Below are 16,967 nucleotides of genomic sequence, written 5' to 3' on the forward strand. Positions count from 1 at the left end.
TACTATGCACTGTTACCGCTCGCTCTCAGTGATTCATGCCATGACGTTCGATCTTGATGATACGCTTTATGATAACTGGCCAGTCATTCGCTCTCTGGAAGAAAAAGTGCATCAATGGTTACAACAGGAACACCCTGTAAGCCGATTAATGACCATGCAAGATTGGTTAGAGCTGAAACTAAAGCTCGCTCGGCAAGAGCCTAGCTTAAAAGGGGATGTCTCTTTGTGGCGAGAGGTTCAACTGACGACCGGTTTTAAGCAGTTAGGTTACAGCGAGAAAAAAGCGAAACAGGTGACCGAAGAGGCGATGTCTCTGGTCTCTATCTATCGAAATCAAATTGATATTCCTACAATCACTCATAGTGTGATGCAACAGTTAAGTGAGAAGATTCCACTAGTCGCTATCACCAACGGCAATGTGGACGCGGAGAAAATCGGTTTGTCAGGTTACTTTGAACAGGTTTACCGAGCAGGCCCGGATGGTCGAGCGAAACCTGATGCTGATCTATTCCAACGAGCACAACAGCACCTCTCTGTGCCAGCTCACCACATTCTTCATGTTGGTGACCATCTGAACACCGATGTCTTTGGCGCCAGAGCCAATGGATTTCAAGCGTGTTGGTTTAATGATAAGCAGCGCCAAATCAGTGATGAAAGAGTAAAAGTGCTGCCCGATATAGAGATTAACTGCCTCAGCGAGCTGCTCCCTTTGGTCTCGATTGAGTGTTAATTACTTCGTTTTTCTAATCTCACAGGCTCGTTTCGTATAGAGGGAGCTGTTATACTCGTTCTCATGTATATATAACCAGTGTGATGTGATGGACGTTTCTTTACTACTTGATGGCCTTAATGATAAACAGCGAGAAGCCGTTGCTGCTCCTTTAGAAAATGTACTGGTATTGGCTGGTGCGGGGAGTGGTAAAACTCGCGTATTGGTTCATCGAATTGCTTGGTTAATGAAAGTGGTGGAGTCTTCACCGTTTTCCATCATGTCGGTGACCTTCACCAATAAAGCGGCTGCAGAGATGAGAGGCCGTATTGAAGAGTTAATGCACGGCACTGCTGGTGGTATGTGGAACGGTACTTTTCACGGTATCTGCCATCGCATTCTTCGCGCCCATTATCTGGATGCAAAGCTACCTGAAGGGTTTCAGATTATCGACTCCGATGATCAGCAGCGCCTGTTAAAACGTCTCATTAAAGCACAAAATTTGGATGATAAGCATTGGCCTGCGAAGCAAGCGTGCTGGTTTATCAATGGTAAAAAAGATGAGGGTCTACGTCCGGCTAGCATCGAACATTTCAATGATCCCGTCACCAAAACCTGGCTAAAAATATACAGCGCTTACCAAGAGGCATGCGATCGTGCTGGTCTTGTCGATTTTGCCGAAATCTTGCTAAGAGCACATGAGCTACTGCGTGATAAAAAACATATCAGAGAGCACTATCAAGCTCGTTTTAAACATATCCTAGTCGATGAATTTCAAGACACCAACAATATCCAGTACGCGTGGTTACGCATGATGGCAGGACCTGATTGCCGAGTGATGATTGTTGGTGATGATGATCAGTCAATCTACGGATGGCGTGGCGCTCAGATTGAGAATATACAACGCTTTCTAACCGAATTTGATGATACAAAAACCATCCGATTGGAGCAAAATTATCGCTCTACAGGCAACATACTGAATGCTGCTAACGAGCTGATCACCAATAACTCTGAGCGTATGGGGAAAGAGCTGTGGACTGAAGGTGAAGAGGGGGAGAAGATCTCCATCTATTCAGCGTTCAATGATCTGGATGAAGCCCGTTTTGCCGTTACAAAGATAAAAGATTGGCATGAAAATGGTGGAAGACTGGATGAGAGTGCCATGCTCTATCGTAATAATGCACAATCTCGTGTGCTGGAAGAGGCACTGATTCAAGTGGGTCTGCCTTATCGAATTTATGGTGGCATGCGCTTTTTCGAACGCCAAGAGATTAGGGATGCCTTAAGTTATCTGCGATTAATGGATAACCGAGATAATGACGCCGCTTTTGAGCGTGTGGTGAATACCCCTGCACGTGGGTTAGGAAACAAAACATTGGACACCATCCGATTTGCTGCACGTGATCGTGGTGAGACCTTATGGAAAACCAGTATTGCGCTAATTGAAGAGAAAGTGTTGGCTGCACGCGCTAGTACGGCATTAGGACGCTTTATCGAGTTGGTTAATGCTTTAGAAGATGAAACCGCTGAGTTGCCACTGCATGAACAAGCAGATCAAGTCATCAAGAGCTCAGGGCTGTTTGAAATGTATCAGCAGGAGAAAGGGGAAAAGTCTAAAGCGCGAATAGAGAACTTGGAAGAGTTGGTAACAGCGGCTCGACAGTTTGAAAAACCGGAAGAAGCGGATGAGATGACCATGCTGACGGCCTTTTTATCCCATGCTGCTTTGGAAGCAGGAGAGGGCCAGGCGGATGAGTTTGAAGATGCCGTACAATTGATGACACTGCACAGTGCCAAAGGTTTAGAGTTTCCTTTAGTCTTTATGGTCGGTGTTGAAGAGGGCATGTTCCCAAGTCAAATGTCGGCGGAAGAGGCTGGGCGTTTGGAAGAAGAGCGTCGTCTCTGTTATGTCGGCATTACTAGAGCAATGAAGAAGCTCTATATTACCTATGCAGAAATGCGCCGTTTATATGGCCAAGAGAAGTTTCATAAACCTTCCCGTTTTTTACGAGAGCTGCCTGAAACATGCACCGAAGAGGTGAGAATGAAGGCACAGGTAAGTCGTCCGGCAACCGCTGGACGTTTTAGTAACGAAACGGTGAAAAATAACTTTAACGAAACTGGTTACAATCTTGGTCAACGTGTAAAACATGCCAAATTTGGTGAAGGAACCATCATTAATTTTGAAGGCGCTGGTCCACAAGGGCGTGTACAGGTAGCCTTTAATGGTGAAGGAATTAAGTGGTTAGTGACGCAGTACGCCAAATTAGAACCGATGTAGTCGCGATAACAGGTTAAAAGGAGATGGGCTCAATACGGTATATAACGTGTTGAGCCCATTTTTTATGCGTTGTTACTGTTTACGACGACGAGCGCGATGTTGAATAGCATCAAAAATGAAGATAGCCAAAGCCCCCCAAATGAAACTAAAGGTGGTCATTTTATCGCTGGTAAACGCTTCGTTATAGATGGTAACTGCAAAGATGAACATGATACTAGGCCCAAGGTATTGGAAAAATCCTAGGGTCGAGAGCTTGAGTCGTGTTGCTGCACCAGTAAAGCAGAGTAGTGGAAGCGTGGTGACAATACCTGCCGAGACCAATAGAAGATTGAGAGAGGTACTATTGAGCGCTAGATTACTGGATGGAGAATTGGCAATAATCAGCAGATAGATCAATGCGAATGGTAACATCATTAGTGTTTCAATAAACAGACCCGCTTGGGCTGACAAATTGACTTTTTTTCGCAGCAGTCCATATAGACCAAAGCTGATGGCAAGCGCAAGAGCAATGGTGGGAACAGAGCCAAAAGTGACCACTTGAATGATCACACCAATGGTTGCAAAACTGACCGCAAGCCACTGTAATTTCGTGAGCCTCTCACCAAGAAATAACATTCCCAGCACTACATTTAATAGTGGATTAATGTAATAACCTAAGCTGGCATCAAGCAGGTGATTGCTGGTTGCAGCCCAGATAAAAATGAGCCAGTTAATACCAACGAGGGAGGAGGTGGCCGCAAGATAGAGCAACTTCTGCTTTGATTTAATGGTCGTCGCAACGGCACGCCACCCTTTACTTAAAAAAAGTAGTCCAGCTAAAAAGAAAAATGACCAAATGACACGATGGCTTAGGATCTCTAAAGGAGAGACTTGGTCAATGGCTTTAAAGTAGATAGGGGCGATTCCCCACATCGTGTAGGCGCCAAGAGCAAGGAAGACCCCCTGTTTTGTCCGTTGCTGTTCATCATTCATTATTGTGGACACTTCTTAAATTATAAAATTGAAAGTTGCATGCAGTATAGAGATAGTTTCGAGGCACTCAAAGTTATTTAAAGCATTAACTTGGCGGTGGGGCATAAGGCAGTTAAAATAGCTGCCCTTTGAAAAATTGAGCTAATCCATGTCATTGAGCAGTGCTGAAGAGTCCGTAATTTCACCATCTAGTAGTCAACAAATACTGCAAGATGTGTTTGGCTATCAGCAGTTTAGAACTGGTCAAGAGGAGGTGGTTACTGCTGCGATTGAAGGTCATGATAGCCTAGTTATTATGCCGACTGGAGGAGGGAAGTCACTCTGTTATCAGATACCCGCCTTAGTATTAGAGGGGGTAACCTTAGTCATTTCTCCATTGATCTCGTTAATGAAGGATCAAGTTGACCAATTAAAAGCCGATGGCGTCGCTGCAGAGTGTTTGAATTCGACTCAAAGTCGCGAGCAGCAAATCACCATTCTAAATCGTATGCATGCTGGTGGTTTAAAGCTGATTTACGTCTCTCCAGAAAGGGTGATGATGGGGGACTTTAGCGAGCGTTTACATGGTGTCAATCTCAGTATGATAGCGGTCGATGAAGCACATTGTATCTCTCAATGGGGTCATGACTTTAGACCCGAATATGCCTCGTTAGGTCAGTTAAAACAGCGCTTCCCTCATGTCCCTGTGATGGCGCTAACCGCCACGGCAGACGATGCGACTCAAAAAGACATCTTATCAAGATTGTCTCTCAATGCGCCCCACATCTATTTAGGCAGTTTCGATCGCCCCAATATTCGTTACACGTTGATTGAAAAACATAAACCGGTGACGCAAGTGGTCAAGTTTCTAGAAGGTCAGCGAGGGCAGTGCGGAATCATCTATTGTGGCAGTCGCAAGAAAGTCGAGATGGTGACCGAAAAGCTGTGTAACAATCACATTAAAGCGGCTTCATATCATGCCGGGTTAGATCATGATGAACGTGCGTATGTACAAGAAGCCTTTCAGCGCGATGATATTCAGATTGTGGTTGCCACTGTTGCTTTTGGTATGGGTATTAATAAACCTAACGTTCGTTTTGTCATGCATTTTGATATACCAAGAAATATTGAGTCTTACTATCAAGAGACAGGTCGCGCAGGTCGAGATGGATTGCCTGCTGAAGCAGTAATGCTATATGACCCTGCTGATATTGCCTGGTTACGACGTATGGTCGACGAGAAGAGTGAAGGGCCGCAAAAGAAAGTCGAGGAGCACAAATTAAGTGCGATGAGTGCGTTTGCAGAAGCGCAAACTTGCCGTAGACAAGTGTTACTTAACTATTTTGGAGAGTACCGTAAAGAGCCTTGTGGTAACTGTGATATCTGTTTAGACCCACCTAAGCGATTCGATGGTACTCAAGCAGCGCAAAAGGCGCTGTCGTGTGTCTATCGTGTAAAGCAGAGCTTTGGTATTGGCTATGTGGTGGAAGTATTACGCGGAATGAAAAATATCCGAGTACGAGAAAATGGTCACGATAAGCTCTCCACCTATGGCATTGGTAAAGATCAGAGCCATGAGTATTGGGTCAGCATTATTCGACAGCTGATCCACAGTGGTTTTCTTAACCAAAACATCGTCCGTAGTTCAACGTTGCAGTTAACTGAAGAAGCTAGGCCAGTATTGCGTGGTGAAGTGCCATTGGAGTTGGCTGTACCGCGACTAGGTATTACTGCGAGAGAGTCAAAATCTGATCGCTTGTCGAATCGTAACTATGATAAAAAGTTGTTTGCTAAGTTAAGAAAACTCAGAAAATCGATCGCTGATGAGAGTGACATTCCGCCTTATGTGGTTTTCAATGACGCGACATTAATCGATATGGCCGATATTTTACCCACATCATACGGTGAGATGTTAGCCGTAAGCGGAGTTGGTCAAGTGAAACTCGAAAAATACGCCGATCCTTTTTTGGATCTGATTCAAGAACACCTAACAGGGACGCAATAGGGTAGTGATGAGTAAATTTGGTTTACATGAGTACATTGTTGAGACGAACCGCATTATTTTAGTGGCACCAGATTTTGATTTTGATTCATTTCCTGATGTTGGTGAGCAGTTACTTACTCTGTTGAGTGCGACTGTGATAGAGAAGCAGGTGGATGCTGATCTGCATAGTTGGATTATCGATTTTGAAGGATGCCAGTTAATCGTAAAAGCGGAGCACTACTCAGGAACGGTCTGGATTGAAAGCTTAGGAAAAAATGAGAGCCGAGAAGAGATGGAGTTCATCGCCACACTATTGAGAAATCAGTCGTAAACTAGCCAATCGATTGCGTGAAATTTAATCGAATAGTCAGTTGCGCAACAACAAGGTTTCTGTATAATCGCCAACCTCATGTAGCTGGTGCATAAAAAATCGGCTATGACTAATTATTTGGGTTCCCTCGCCCCCAATGACAAAAAGGTACTGTTATGAGTACGTTTACGCCTGAACAAAAGCAAAAAGCACTTCTTCTGTTAGTGTCATTTCACCTGATCATCATTGCATCGAGTAACTATTTAGTTCAAATTCCCTTTACTGTGTTTGGTTTTCATACCACATGGGGCGCCTTTACCTTTCCATTTATCTTTTTAGCGACGGATTTAACGGTAAGAATTTATGGTGCTGCAATGGCTAGAAAGATCATCTTCTTTGTTATGCTGCCTGCATTGGTAGTCTCTTATTTACTCTCAGTGATCTTCTTTGAAGGCCAGTATCAAGGGTTATCTCACCTTACTGAATTCAACATGTTTGTCGCCAGAATTGCGATTGCGAGCTTTATGGCTTACTTACTTGGACAGATATTAGATGTGCATGTTTTTAATCGCTTACGTCAAACTAAAAAGTGGTGGGTGGCACCAACATGTTCAACACTGATTGGTAATGCTTTGGATACATTAGCCTTTTTTGCCATTGCTTTCTATCAGAGCTCCGATCCGTTTATGGCAGCTAACTGGACTGAAATTGCATTGGTTGATTACAGCTTTAAGTTAATCATCAGTCTAGGGTTGTTTGTACCAATCTACGGTGTGTTGCTTAACTATTTAGTTAATAAGTTAACGGTCGTTAATGGCAGTGGCTTTGCGAAAGAGTTGAAGATTTAGCCGTAATAAACCGCAATAAAAAAAAGAGTTAAGCTTATCGCTTAACTCTTTTTTTTCTTTTCGAATAGATTGTTGAGAATATTTATCATTTAGATGTTGCAATTTAAATGAGAATGGTTATTATTAACTCGTCTTAGGGAAACAGAGCAGTAATCTGATTACTGGTGATTGTTTGTTTTAGACACGACATTGCTCACATTGCTTCCAGTGTAATCAGCTATTCACAAAGTGATTATTATGACAAATCACTTCGTAACATTTTGCTGGGCGACATCTTATTAAGATGTCGCTTTTTTTTATCTGAATATTGGGGTGATATTAACGGCTTTTAATATAAGCAATCATATCTTCAATCGTTAACACTGGCATGTCATGTTTTTGGCCAAACGTAACAACTTCAGGTAGGCGAGCCATGCTGCCATCTGGGTTAGACAACTCACAAAGTACACCGTAAGGTTTCAAACCAGCTAGCTTCATCAGATCAATGGTTGCTTCAGTGTGGCCTTGACGACCAAGAACGCCATCTTTATGTGCTTTTAATGGAAATACATGGCCTGGGCGTGATAGATCACTGGGTTTTGCATTATCAGCAGTTGCAGCTTTCACCGTAGTGACTCGGTCTGCCGCAGAAACGCCAGTAGTTACCCCTTTAGCGGCTTCAATTGTGACCGTAAAGCCCGTTTGATTCGCACTGGTGTTATTATCTACCATCATTGGTAGTTCAAGTTGATTAACACGCTCTTCAGGTAAACAAACACAAACAATGCCAGAACATTCTCTGATCATAAGTGCCATCTGTTCAGTTGTAAGATGTTCCGCTGAATAGATAATATCGCCTTCATTCTCACGATTTTCATCATCAAGAACGAGAACGCCATTGCCTTTTTTAAGCGCAGTAAGTGCCGCTTCAACGCGTTGGATTGGTGTGCCAAAAGAGGCTAATAAAGACTGATTCATGGTATAACTCCAAAATTAAATTTCGACCAGAATCAGGGCTTTTTTTAGATAAGGGAAACCCACAAAGACCATCCAATGATGGCTTGCGCTAAATTTATCCTCTTCCATCCGGACTGTAACCGTCGGCTCTGGAATTTAACCAGATCTGCTGACCTTTATTTAATCTCTAAGGAGAGTTTGAACAAAGCGCTCGCGGGCTCTCTACTACTGTAAGTACAGTTAATAAATTACCGCCGGTGGGGAGTTTCGCCCCGCCCTGAGAATTCGTAGTAAGAATAAAGAAATACGATTATGAATTCAATATCAAACGCGAAAATTGTCGAAGTGGATATTTCTGACATGAAATTGTTTTCCACAGAGATCGATCATATTAGGATCTTGTGATGATCATTGGTGGTGCATTTAAGTTCATGATAAATATGACTTATACTTATTAGTAATGAAGGGTGGTCTACATGAAAAAAATAGAATGAAATAATTACAAACAGAGTTATCCACAATTTAAGGCTCGCAAAAACGGAATTGATTGATGAAGATTGTGAATATCAGTTAACAGGAGCCGTTTGGCATGGCATCCTTACTCATCGCTTTTTACTGGATACAAAAAGACAATGGCAAGCATACCTGAAAAACCACTTATTTTAATCGATGGCTCATCTTATCTATTTCGCGCCTTTCATGCGGCACCTAACTTCAGTAATGGTGACGGAGAACCAACCGGTGCAATTTTTGGTGTTATCAATATGCTCAGGAGCCTGCTAAAACAGGTATCTACTGAGCGAATTGCTGTGATATTCGATGCCAAAGGAAAAACGTTTCGAAATGATATGTATCCAGAATATAAAGCCAATAGGCCACCAATGCCAGACGAGCTGCGATCTCAAATTGCACCGTTGCATGACATTATCAGAGCAATGGGCTTACCATTAATCTCTATTTCGGGTGTAGAGGCTGATGATGTCATTGGAACGTTAGCCACTCAAGCCTCAAAGCTTGGTATGCCAGTACTCATCAGTACGGGTGATAAAGATATGGCGCAGCTGGTTGACGAAAATGTCACTTTAATTAACACCATGACAAACTTGGTTATGGATCCTGAGGGCGTGGTTGAAAAATTTGGTATCCCACCTGAGCTAATTATCGATTATCTTGCGTTGATGGGGGATAAATCTGACAACATTCCAGGGGTGCCTGGAGTGGGGGATAAAACAGCTAAAGCATTGCTACAAGGTATTGGTTCTATTCAGTCCTTGTATGACAATTTGGACGACATCGCTCCATTAGGTTTCCGCGGCTCAAAAACCATGGCGACAAAATTGGTCGATAATAAAGAGAGTGCGTTGCTCTCTTATGAGTTAGCTACCATTAAGCTGGATGTTGATTTAGAAGTTGGTCCTGAAGCGTTAGTGAAATCTGATCCGAATACTGATGAGCTGATCCAGTGGTTTGGTAAGTTGAACTTCAAACGTTGGTTATCTGAACTGCTTGACGGTGGTGATGGAAAAATCATTTCTGATGAAGAAAGTGCGCAGCCAAGAAACGTTGAAGAGCCAACCGTTGCTGCTGTCATTGACCGTACCGGTTATGAAACCGTATTGGATCAAGCGAGCTTTATCGCATGGTTAGATAAATTAAACAGTGCCGAGGTGGCGGCGTTTGATACTGAAACTGATGGTTTGGATTACATGACCGCCAATCTTGTTGGGTTATCTTTCTCTGTAGAAGAGGGTAAGGCTGCTTACGTTCCAGTTGCACATGACTACCTTGATGCTCCTGAGCAGCTCAGTCGAGAGTGGGTGCTTGAGCAAATGACGCCTTATCTTGAAGATTCAACTAAAGTTAAGGTTGGACAGAATTTAAAGTTTGATGCCAGCATATTGGCCCGTTATGGCATTGAGATGAAAGGCATTAAATTTGATACCATGCTTGAGTCTTATGTTTATAACAGTGTGGCAGGTCGCCATGATATGGACAGTCTTGCCCTTCGATATCTGAAACACTCGACGATTACCTTTGAAGAGATAGCAGGCAAGGGTAAGAAGCAGCTTACTTTTAATCAAATTGATTTAGAGCAAGCTGGACCATATGCTGCTGAAGATGCCGATGTGACATTGCGCTTACACCATACTCTGAATAAAAAGATCATCGCAGATGAAAAGCTGAAATCGGTTTATGAAGAGATTGAGATGCCTTTAGTGCCTGTTCTGTCTCGAATTGAACGAACTGGTGTATTTATTGATGACATGATGTTATCTGCACAATCTGTTGAAATCTCACAACGTTTAGATGAGTTACAAAAACAGGCGTTTGAGGTGGCAGAGCAAGAATTTAACTTAAGCTCACCAAAACAGCTGCAAGCGATCTTATTTGAAAAAATGGGATTACCTGTTATTAAGAAAACGCCTTCAGGTGCTCCTTCAACCAATGAAGAGGTGTTGCAAGAGCTAGCGTTAGATTATCCACTGCCTAAATTGATTCTGGAACATCGTGGTCTTGCTAAATTAAAGTCAACTTATACCGATAAGTTGCCAAAAATGATCAATGCGGCCACTGGCAGAGTACATACCTCTTATCATCAAGCGGTAACCGCAACCGGACGACTGTCCTCAACCGATCCAAACCTGCAAAATATTCCGGTTAGAAACGAACAAGGGCGTCGAATTCGTCAAGCATTCGTTGCGCCACACGGTTGGAAAATATTGGCGGTTGATTACTCTCAAATTGAATTGCGAATTATGGCGCACCTCTCTGGAGATAAAGCGTTACTCGATGCGTTTGCACAGGGGAAAGATATTCACTCAGCGACAGCCGCTGAGGTGATGGGAGTCGATATCTCTGAAGTAACCACAGAGCAAAGACGTCGTGCGAAAGCGATTAACTTCGGTTTGATCTATGGCATGAGTGCGTTTGGGTTAGCCAAACAGATAGGTATCGGTCGTAATGAGGCGCAGGAATATATGGATCTCTATTTTGAGCGTTATCCTGGTGTACTGCAGTATATGGAGGAAACTCGTTTAAAAGCTTCAGAGCAAGGCTATGTTGAAACTCTGTTTGGTCGACGTTTACACCTTCCTGATATCAAAGCCAGTAATGGAATGCGTCGTAAAGCGGCAGAGCGAGCGGCCATAAATGCTCCAATGCAAGGTACGGCGGCTGACATCATTAAAAAAGCGATGTTGGTTGTTGACCAGTGGATTGAAGCCGAAGGTAAGGGACGAGTGAGACTATTAATGCAAGTTCACGATGAATTGGTATTGGAAGTTGAAGCATCTGAACTTGCTGAAATTGAAGTTAAAATTCAGCAGTTAATGGAGGGTGCTGCTTCCATCGATGTGCCACTTATTGCTGAGGCAGGAAGTGGAGACAACTGGGACCAAGCCCACTAAGTTGGAGCAATAGGCCAAGATGAAAAGTAGAGCCAGCGCACGCGCTGGCTTTTTTTTGTCAAAAATAAAGTCATGATAAGTACGGGACTTGTGTATTTTACTTTCATATTACGTAAATTAATTACATATATTGCTTTGGTTTTAGCATGGATTAGGGTATATTTGTCGCTGTAGGGTACAAGTGTAAAGATGTTCTATCTTTCAGACTTTTTGCTTCACGTTATTGGATTTGGCTATTATTGCCGCCCTGATCAGTTTTCTGGTCGGGGCATTTTTTATACCAGTAATAAAATAAATAATTGAAAATAATCACTATTATCGCGATCTTTCGTGCTGGTTGTTGAGGTTTTTAAATCAGTTATTGATGAAGAACCAACAATAATCATAAAGATCTAATAACGTTTTTGTCGCTTATTTTAGTTGAAACTGAAGTGGTGATGAAATAAGTCAAAATGTAACTTTTGTTACATTTCAATTTCAAGTTAATTAAATATTTAAAAAAAGATAAGGCTTGTTATCACTGGGCTTCAGCATGATATTGCGGATATTGATTCAATGATAAACAGAGAGTTGGGCTGAGTTATTAGAATATTTGACTGGATAATTCTGGATTGTTGCACAATAAGTGCAAATAGAGGAGTATTTTCAGACTATAAGAATAAGTTACTATTTCTCTCCCGTTGCCCCACCCATTAGGTGGGGATATTTTACTCTCTACTCTTCTTCTGCTTCCAGTTCATCGTTGTTTAATAGAGCCGGAGCAAACCAAGAATCCAGTTTTGCCCTTAGCTGATCAACACCAATCCCTTTGAGTGAAGAGAACAGGTCGACACTGACATCTCCCGGGTACTCTAATGCTTTATCACGAATACTGAGTAGTTGTGCTTTTCTAGCTCCACTTTTTAATTTATCCGCTTTAGTTAAGAGTACTTGCACAGGAAGGTTTGATTCAATCGCCCAGTAGATAAGCTGTTGGTCAAGATCTTTCATCGGATGACGAATGTCCATCAATACGACTAGCCCTTTCAGTGACTCACGCTTTTGTAGGTATTCACCTAATGATTTCTGCCACTTTTTCTTCATTTCAAGTGGGACTTGAGCAAAACCATAACCAGGTAGGTCGACAATATGGCAATTGTCTTCAACTTTAAATAAGTTAATAAGTTGCGTACGACCAGGGGTTTTACTGGTTTTAGCCAAACTCTTTTGATTAGTCAGGCGGTTTAATGCACTCGACTTACCAGCATTGGAGCGACCAGCAAAGGCGACTTCGATACCTTCGTCTTCTGGAAGGTGGCGAATATCCGGGGCACTTGTGATGAAATGCGTCTTTTGGTAGTGAATTGTTTTGGTCACTGTTAACTCCGTCTCGACTTCTTGTAGTCAAGTGATTACTTTTTTGTGAATTTGTGTAAAATAACCGTGTTCGGCTAAAGGTCGTTTATTGTACCATGTCATTACAAAATATAAGTGGTACTGGAAGCTTAATATCTATTACATAATTTCGAGACTATGTTTTGCTCTCTGTTATGTCATAGAGACAATAATTATAATGGAATGTCATGAAAAAATTAGCGTTGATATTAACACTCCTTGCGAGTTGCTCTGCTTTTGCTCAAGGAGATATAGAAGCTGGTAAAACGAAATCTGCTATGTGTGCTGCATGTCATGGAGCAGATGGAAATAGCCTAATTGTTCAAAACCCTAAATTAGCAGGTCAGCATGCTACTTATCTTGAGAAACAAATCAAGGAATTTAAGCTTGGTATGACTAGCGGTGGTAAGCAAGGTCGTGTTGATGCAGTGATGGGCGGCATGGTGATGGCACTAACAGAGCAAGATACTGCAGATATTGCTGCCTATTTTGCTTCTAATGTCATTTCTGACAATTCAACACCTGAAGCGTCAATGAGCGTTGGTGAAACACTCTACCGTGCAGGTAATGTTGAGCGTGGCATTCCAGCTTGTTCTGCTTGTCATGGTGCAAGAGGAAACGGAACTGAATTATCGGGTTTCCCAAAAATTTCAGGACAGCATGCTGAGTACGTAAAAATACAGCTTGAAAAATTCCGCAGTGGTACTCGAGCTAACGACATGAATATGATGATGCAAGATGTGGCGGCAAAACTAACAGACAGTGAAATAAGTGCACTATCAGATTATGTTGGTGGCTTACACTAAGTTGCCATAAGCTTAGAATAGATAGACCTTGTAGAGAGCAGCCTAACTAGGCTGCTTTTTCTTTAGCTTTACTTTCTGCTATATTGCGCCCCTGCTTTTTTGAACTGGTTAATAATATGCACTCATGCCCTTTATGTCTCCATCAGGAAACGACTGATTTCTTTAAAGATAAACGTCGAAAGTATCTGCAGTGCGAAAAATGTTCACTGATATTTGTCGATCCAGCGTGCAGATTGGATGCAGTTGCTGAGAAAGCCATGTATGATCTGCATGAAAATGACCCAGAAGATCAGAGATATCGAACTTTTCTATCTCGATTCTCTAATCCATTGTTGGACCGCCTTGGTGGAAAACAACAGCAAGGGCTTGATTTTGGTTGTGGACCAGGCCCTACGCTCTCTTTGATGATGGCAGAGCGAGGTCATGAGGTTGAACTTTATGATCTCTACTTTTATCCAGATAAACGAGTATTAGAAAAGCAGTATGATTTTGTCACTTGTACTGAAGTCATTGAGCACTTTTATCACCCACAAAAAGAGTGGGCGTTATTGCTAAGTTTAGTCAAACCGGGTGGTTGGCTAGGCATCATGACGAAATTGGCCAGGGATGTTGATGCGTTTGCAACGTGGCACTATAAAAATGACGTAACTCATGTGAGTTTCTTTAGTAAGGAGACGTTTATGTTCCTTGCTCATCGAGATCAACTCACGATCGAATTTGTTTGTAATGATGTAATTTTACTGAGGAAACCCCAGTAATGAGCCGTAATAAAAAAAGCCGTAAAGTCGGCACTGAAGCCGCAGCTGTCTATTCAGAGCGAAATGTTTCGCAATCTGAACTTGATGCACGTTCACGTAAAAAAACGAAAAAGCGTAAAGGGCTAAAAGCAGGTAACCGTCACTCTGATGCAGAAGTGACAGGCCACTCAAAGTCTAAGCAGCAGAAAGATCCTCGTTTGGGCAGTAAGAAACTGATCCCACTGGTTGTTGCTCCAAAAGCCAAACCTGGTACCGCCGCTGCGAAAAAAGAGCGTCGTTTGTCTGCTGAGCAAGAACTTGACATGCTAGAGAATGATGCACAATTAACCACACTACTTGATCGCCTTGATGAAGGAGAGAAGCTGGGTGCTGGTCTACAGAAGTACGTTGATGAAAAGCTTGATCGTATTGAAAGGTTGATGGGGCAACTTGGCCTGCTTGATGAGGAAGAAGAAACCGAGGTGATTGAAGCGCCAGTTAAGCACAGCAAGGCCAAAACGGATGATGATTTGTTAGAGCAGTTTAGCAACTTAGATATGGATAATTTTAAGGAGTAAGGGATGTCTGCAACTGTATTGCTAGTGATCATTGGTAGCCTTATTATTGCAGCCCTTGCTGTGTATGCGGTCTCTCTGTTGCTTAAATTAAAAAGACAAGAGGCGATACAACAACGAAATAAAGATATTGCGATTGCAAAGCGTAATGGCAATATTTTCGAGAATGTGAATGCCCTCTGTCAAGCGGGCATTCAAGAGCAGTGTGATTTCTCAGAAATAACCATACGTGTTTACTGTATCTTGGATTATGTTCAAGGGGATGATCGAGTCGACTTCGCCACGGCATATCCAGCGATGCAAGAGTTATACGATGTGGTTAAAGATATGCCTCGTGGTGACGCTCGAAAAGAGATAGCCAAGAAGCAGAGAATGAGCATGGATCTGGCTCGAGTGAAAGCCGAATCTCGATTGCAAGAGGCGATTAAGTTGGAGCTGCATCAGTTGAAACATTGGGTTGTTGGTTTGAATGCGGACAATAAAAATACCTCCATTGATGTAAAAATGATCTAATCGACACTTCTTGTTCATTTTTGTTAGATAAATGCTACCGCGATAATCTTCTTATGGCAGAATACCCCCCTATCAATGCCTAAAATAGAAAGTGGAAGTTGTCATGTCAAATAAACAAATCGTATGGGATCAGGCCATCATCGAGAAATACAATTACTCGGGCCCAAGGTACACCTCATACCCTACAGCGTTAGAGTTCCATGAAGCTTATACGTCTGCTGAATTTGACATGGCGTGCACAGAGTACCCTGAGCGTCCACTCTCTCTCTACATACATATTCCTTTTTGCCACAAGCTTTGTTACTTCTGTGGATGTAATAAAGTTGTTACGCGTCATCACCATAAAGCCGATCAATATTTAGATGTGTTAGAACATGAAATTCGTCATCGTGCACATCTATTAAGAGAGCGAAAAGTGACTCAGTTGCATTTTGGTGGCGGTACTCCGACCTTCTTAACAGAGCAGCAGATGAGCCGTGTGATGAACGTATTACGCAGTGAGTTCACCTTTACTGATGATGCGGAGATCAGTATAGAAGTCGATCCGCGCGAACTTGAATTGAATATGTTGGATCACCTTCGCAGTGAAGGATTTAATCGTCTAAGCATCGGTGTGCAGGATTTCAATAAAGAAGTACAAAAATTGGTGAATCGTGAGCAAGATGAAGACTTCATTGTTGCTTTAGTGCAAAGAGCCAAAGACCTAGGTTATCGCTCAACCAACTTAGATTTGATTTATGGTTTACCTAAGCAGACGGCCGAATCTCTGGCTGTCACTTTAAAGCGCGTGTTAGAGATGAAACCGGGTCGCTTGTCTGTCTTTAACTATGCTCATATGCCAAACATCTTTGCTGCTCAGCGCAAAATTAAAGATGAGGATCTTCCGGCGGCAAAAGAGAAATTGGTTATGCTTAATGAGAGCATTGCGACTTTAACAGGCGCGGGCTATCAATTTATCGGAATGGATCACTTTGCACTCCCAGAAGATGAGTTAGCTGTCGCTCAGCGTGAAGGCATTCTACATCGTAATTTCCAAGGTTATACCACCCAAGGTGAGTGTGATCTATTAGGTATGGGTGTCTCTGCTATCTCAATGATGGGAGACAGTTATGCTCAGAACCAAAAAGAGCTAAAACATTACTACGCCACCGTAGAAGAGCAGCGTCATGCGTTGTGGAAAGGGGTGGCGTTGGATGCGGATGACCTTCTTAGAAGAGAGGTCATCAAGCAGCTTATCTGTAACTTTAAGTTAGATACAAAGGACATTGAAACTGAGTTTAACCTCAATTTTATGGAGTACTTTGCAGAAGATATTCAATTACTACAAACTTTTATTAATGACGAATTGGTAACGGTTGAAGATGGAGTGATTGAAGTGACTTTGCGCGGACGTCTGTTAATTCGTAATATCTGTATGTGCTTTGATAAATACTTAAGAGACAGAGCTCGTCAGCAACAATTCTCTCGAGTGATTTAAAAATAGTAATGGCTAATTCCAGTAAAATGAAATTAGCCATATCAAAGACTCTTATATAT

At 42.4% G+C, this 16,967-nt stretch carries 14 protein-coding genes, 1 pseudogene and 1 riboswitch; of the genes and pseudogenes, 12 read left to right on the forward strand and 3 right to left on the reverse strand.

The features are described from left to right. Positions 1 to 4: 4 nt before the first annotated feature. Positions 5 to 730: a 5-amino-6-(5-phospho-D-ribitylamino)uracil phosphatase YigB gene (gene yigB, locus L4C32_RS08960; protein ID WP_428196527.1), complete on the forward strand. Its 726-nt coding sequence runs from the start codon at positions 5 to 7 to the stop codon at positions 728 to 730. 85 nt (positions 731 to 815) lie between these two features. Beyond that, positions 816 to 2,990, forward strand: coding sequence for a DNA helicase II (uvrD, locus tag L4C32_RS08965; RefSeq protein WP_428196528.1), 2,175 nt, complete (start codon positions 816 to 818; stop codon positions 2,988 to 2,990). 72 nt (positions 2,991 to 3,062) lie between these two features. On the opposite strand, the gene rarD is transcribed toward uvrD, so the two are convergent. Continuing rightward, positions 3,063 to 3,965, reverse strand: a complete 903-nt coding sequence (rarD, locus tag L4C32_RS08970) for an EamA family transporter RarD (protein WP_428196543.1) — start codon at positions 3,963 to 3,965, stop codon at positions 3,063 to 3,065. Between the two features lie 145 nt (positions 3,966 to 4,110). On the opposite strand from rarD, the gene recQ reads away from it, so the two are divergent. From recQ to L4C32_RS08985, 3 genes are all read left to right on the forward strand, one after another. Further along, complete coding sequence (recQ, locus tag L4C32_RS08975) at positions 4,111 to 5,946, forward strand: ATP-dependent DNA helicase RecQ (protein ID WP_428196529.1); 1,836 nt, start codon at positions 4,111 to 4,113, stop codon at positions 5,944 to 5,946. 4 nt (positions 5,947 to 5,950) lie between these two features. Beyond that, complete coding sequence (locus L4C32_RS08980; RefSeq protein WP_428196530.1) at positions 5,951 to 6,256, forward strand: DUF3630 family protein; 306 nt, start codon at positions 5,951 to 5,953, stop codon at positions 6,254 to 6,256. A 155-nt stretch (positions 6,257 to 6,411) separates the two neighbouring features. After that, positions 6,412 to 7,083, forward strand: coding sequence for a 7-cyano-7-deazaguanine/7-aminomethyl-7-deazaguanine transporter (locus tag L4C32_RS08985; protein ID WP_428196531.1), 672 nt, complete (start codon positions 6,412 to 6,414; stop codon positions 7,081 to 7,083). Between the two features lie 318 nt (positions 7,084 to 7,401). On the opposite strand, the gene ribB is transcribed toward L4C32_RS08985, so the two are convergent. Further along, the gene (gene ribB / locus L4C32_RS08990; RefSeq protein WP_428196532.1) at positions 7,402 to 8,040 is read right to left on the reverse strand and encodes a 3,4-dihydroxy-2-butanone-4-phosphate synthase; all 639 of its coding nucleotides are present in this window, start codon (positions 8,038 to 8,040) and stop codon (positions 7,402 to 7,404) included. A gap of 92 nt (positions 8,041 to 8,132) precedes the next feature. Further along, a riboswitch (FMN riboswitch) is annotated at positions 8,133 to 8,308 on the reverse strand. A gap of 343 nt (positions 8,309 to 8,651) precedes the next feature. On the opposite strand from ribB, the gene polA reads away from it, so the two are divergent. Continuing rightward, on the forward strand, positions 8,652 to 11,426 hold the full coding sequence (polA, locus tag L4C32_RS08995) for a DNA polymerase I (RefSeq protein ID WP_428196533.1): 2,775 nt from the start codon (positions 8,652 to 8,654) through the stop codon (positions 11,424 to 11,426). Positions 11,427 to 11,615: 189 nt separating this feature from the next. Then, positions 11,616 to 11,660 (forward strand): annotated as a pseudogene (gene spfP / locus L4C32_RS20795) (small protein SpfP); the annotation flags it as partial. A gap of 480 nt (positions 11,661 to 12,140) precedes the next feature. Here the strand turns inward: spfP and yihA are convergent. Next, on the reverse strand, positions 12,141 to 12,782 hold the full coding sequence (gene yihA / locus L4C32_RS09000; protein WP_428196534.1) for a ribosome biogenesis GTP-binding protein YihA/YsxC: 642 nt from the start codon (positions 12,780 to 12,782) through the stop codon (positions 12,141 to 12,143). A gap of 206 nt (positions 12,783 to 12,988) precedes the next feature. Between yihA and L4C32_RS09005 the strand changes: the two genes are divergently transcribed. The 5 genes from L4C32_RS09005 to hemN all read left to right on the forward strand — a co-directional run bounded on the left by L4C32_RS09005 (position 12,989) and on the right by hemN (position 16,908). Further along, positions 12,989 to 13,606 (forward strand): c-type cytochrome, encoded by a 618-nt coding sequence (locus L4C32_RS09005; protein WP_428196535.1) that lies wholly within the window; start codon positions 12,989 to 12,991, stop codon positions 13,604 to 13,606. Between the two features lie 116 nt (positions 13,607 to 13,722). Next, the gene (locus L4C32_RS09010) at positions 13,723 to 14,364 is read left to right on the forward strand and encodes a class I SAM-dependent methyltransferase (RefSeq protein WP_428196536.1); all 642 of its coding nucleotides are present in this window, start codon (positions 13,723 to 13,725) and stop codon (positions 14,362 to 14,364) included. Continuing rightward, positions 14,364 to 14,921, forward strand: coding sequence for a Der GTPase-activating protein YihI (gene yihI / locus L4C32_RS09015; RefSeq protein WP_428196537.1), 558 nt, complete (start codon positions 14,364 to 14,366; stop codon positions 14,919 to 14,921). The genes L4C32_RS09010 and yihI overlap by 1 nt, the downstream gene beginning before the upstream one ends. A gap of 3 nt (positions 14,922 to 14,924) precedes the next feature. Beyond that, complete coding sequence (locus L4C32_RS09020; protein WP_428196538.1) at positions 14,925 to 15,431, forward strand: DUF2489 domain-containing protein; 507 nt, start codon at positions 14,925 to 14,927, stop codon at positions 15,429 to 15,431. A 103-nt stretch (positions 15,432 to 15,534) separates the two neighbouring features. After that, a complete protein-coding gene (hemN, locus tag L4C32_RS09025) occupies positions 15,535 to 16,908 on the forward strand; it encodes an oxygen-independent coproporphyrinogen III oxidase (RefSeq protein ID WP_428196539.1) in 1,374 nt (457 codons plus the stop codon). The last annotated feature ends 59 nt before the right edge of the window (positions 16,909 to 16,967 follow it).

It is taken from the genome of Aliivibrio kagoshimensis (assembly GCF_050337105.1).
Lineage (GTDB): Bacteria > Pseudomonadota > Gammaproteobacteria > Enterobacterales > Vibrionaceae > Aliivibrio_A > Aliivibrio_A kagoshimensis.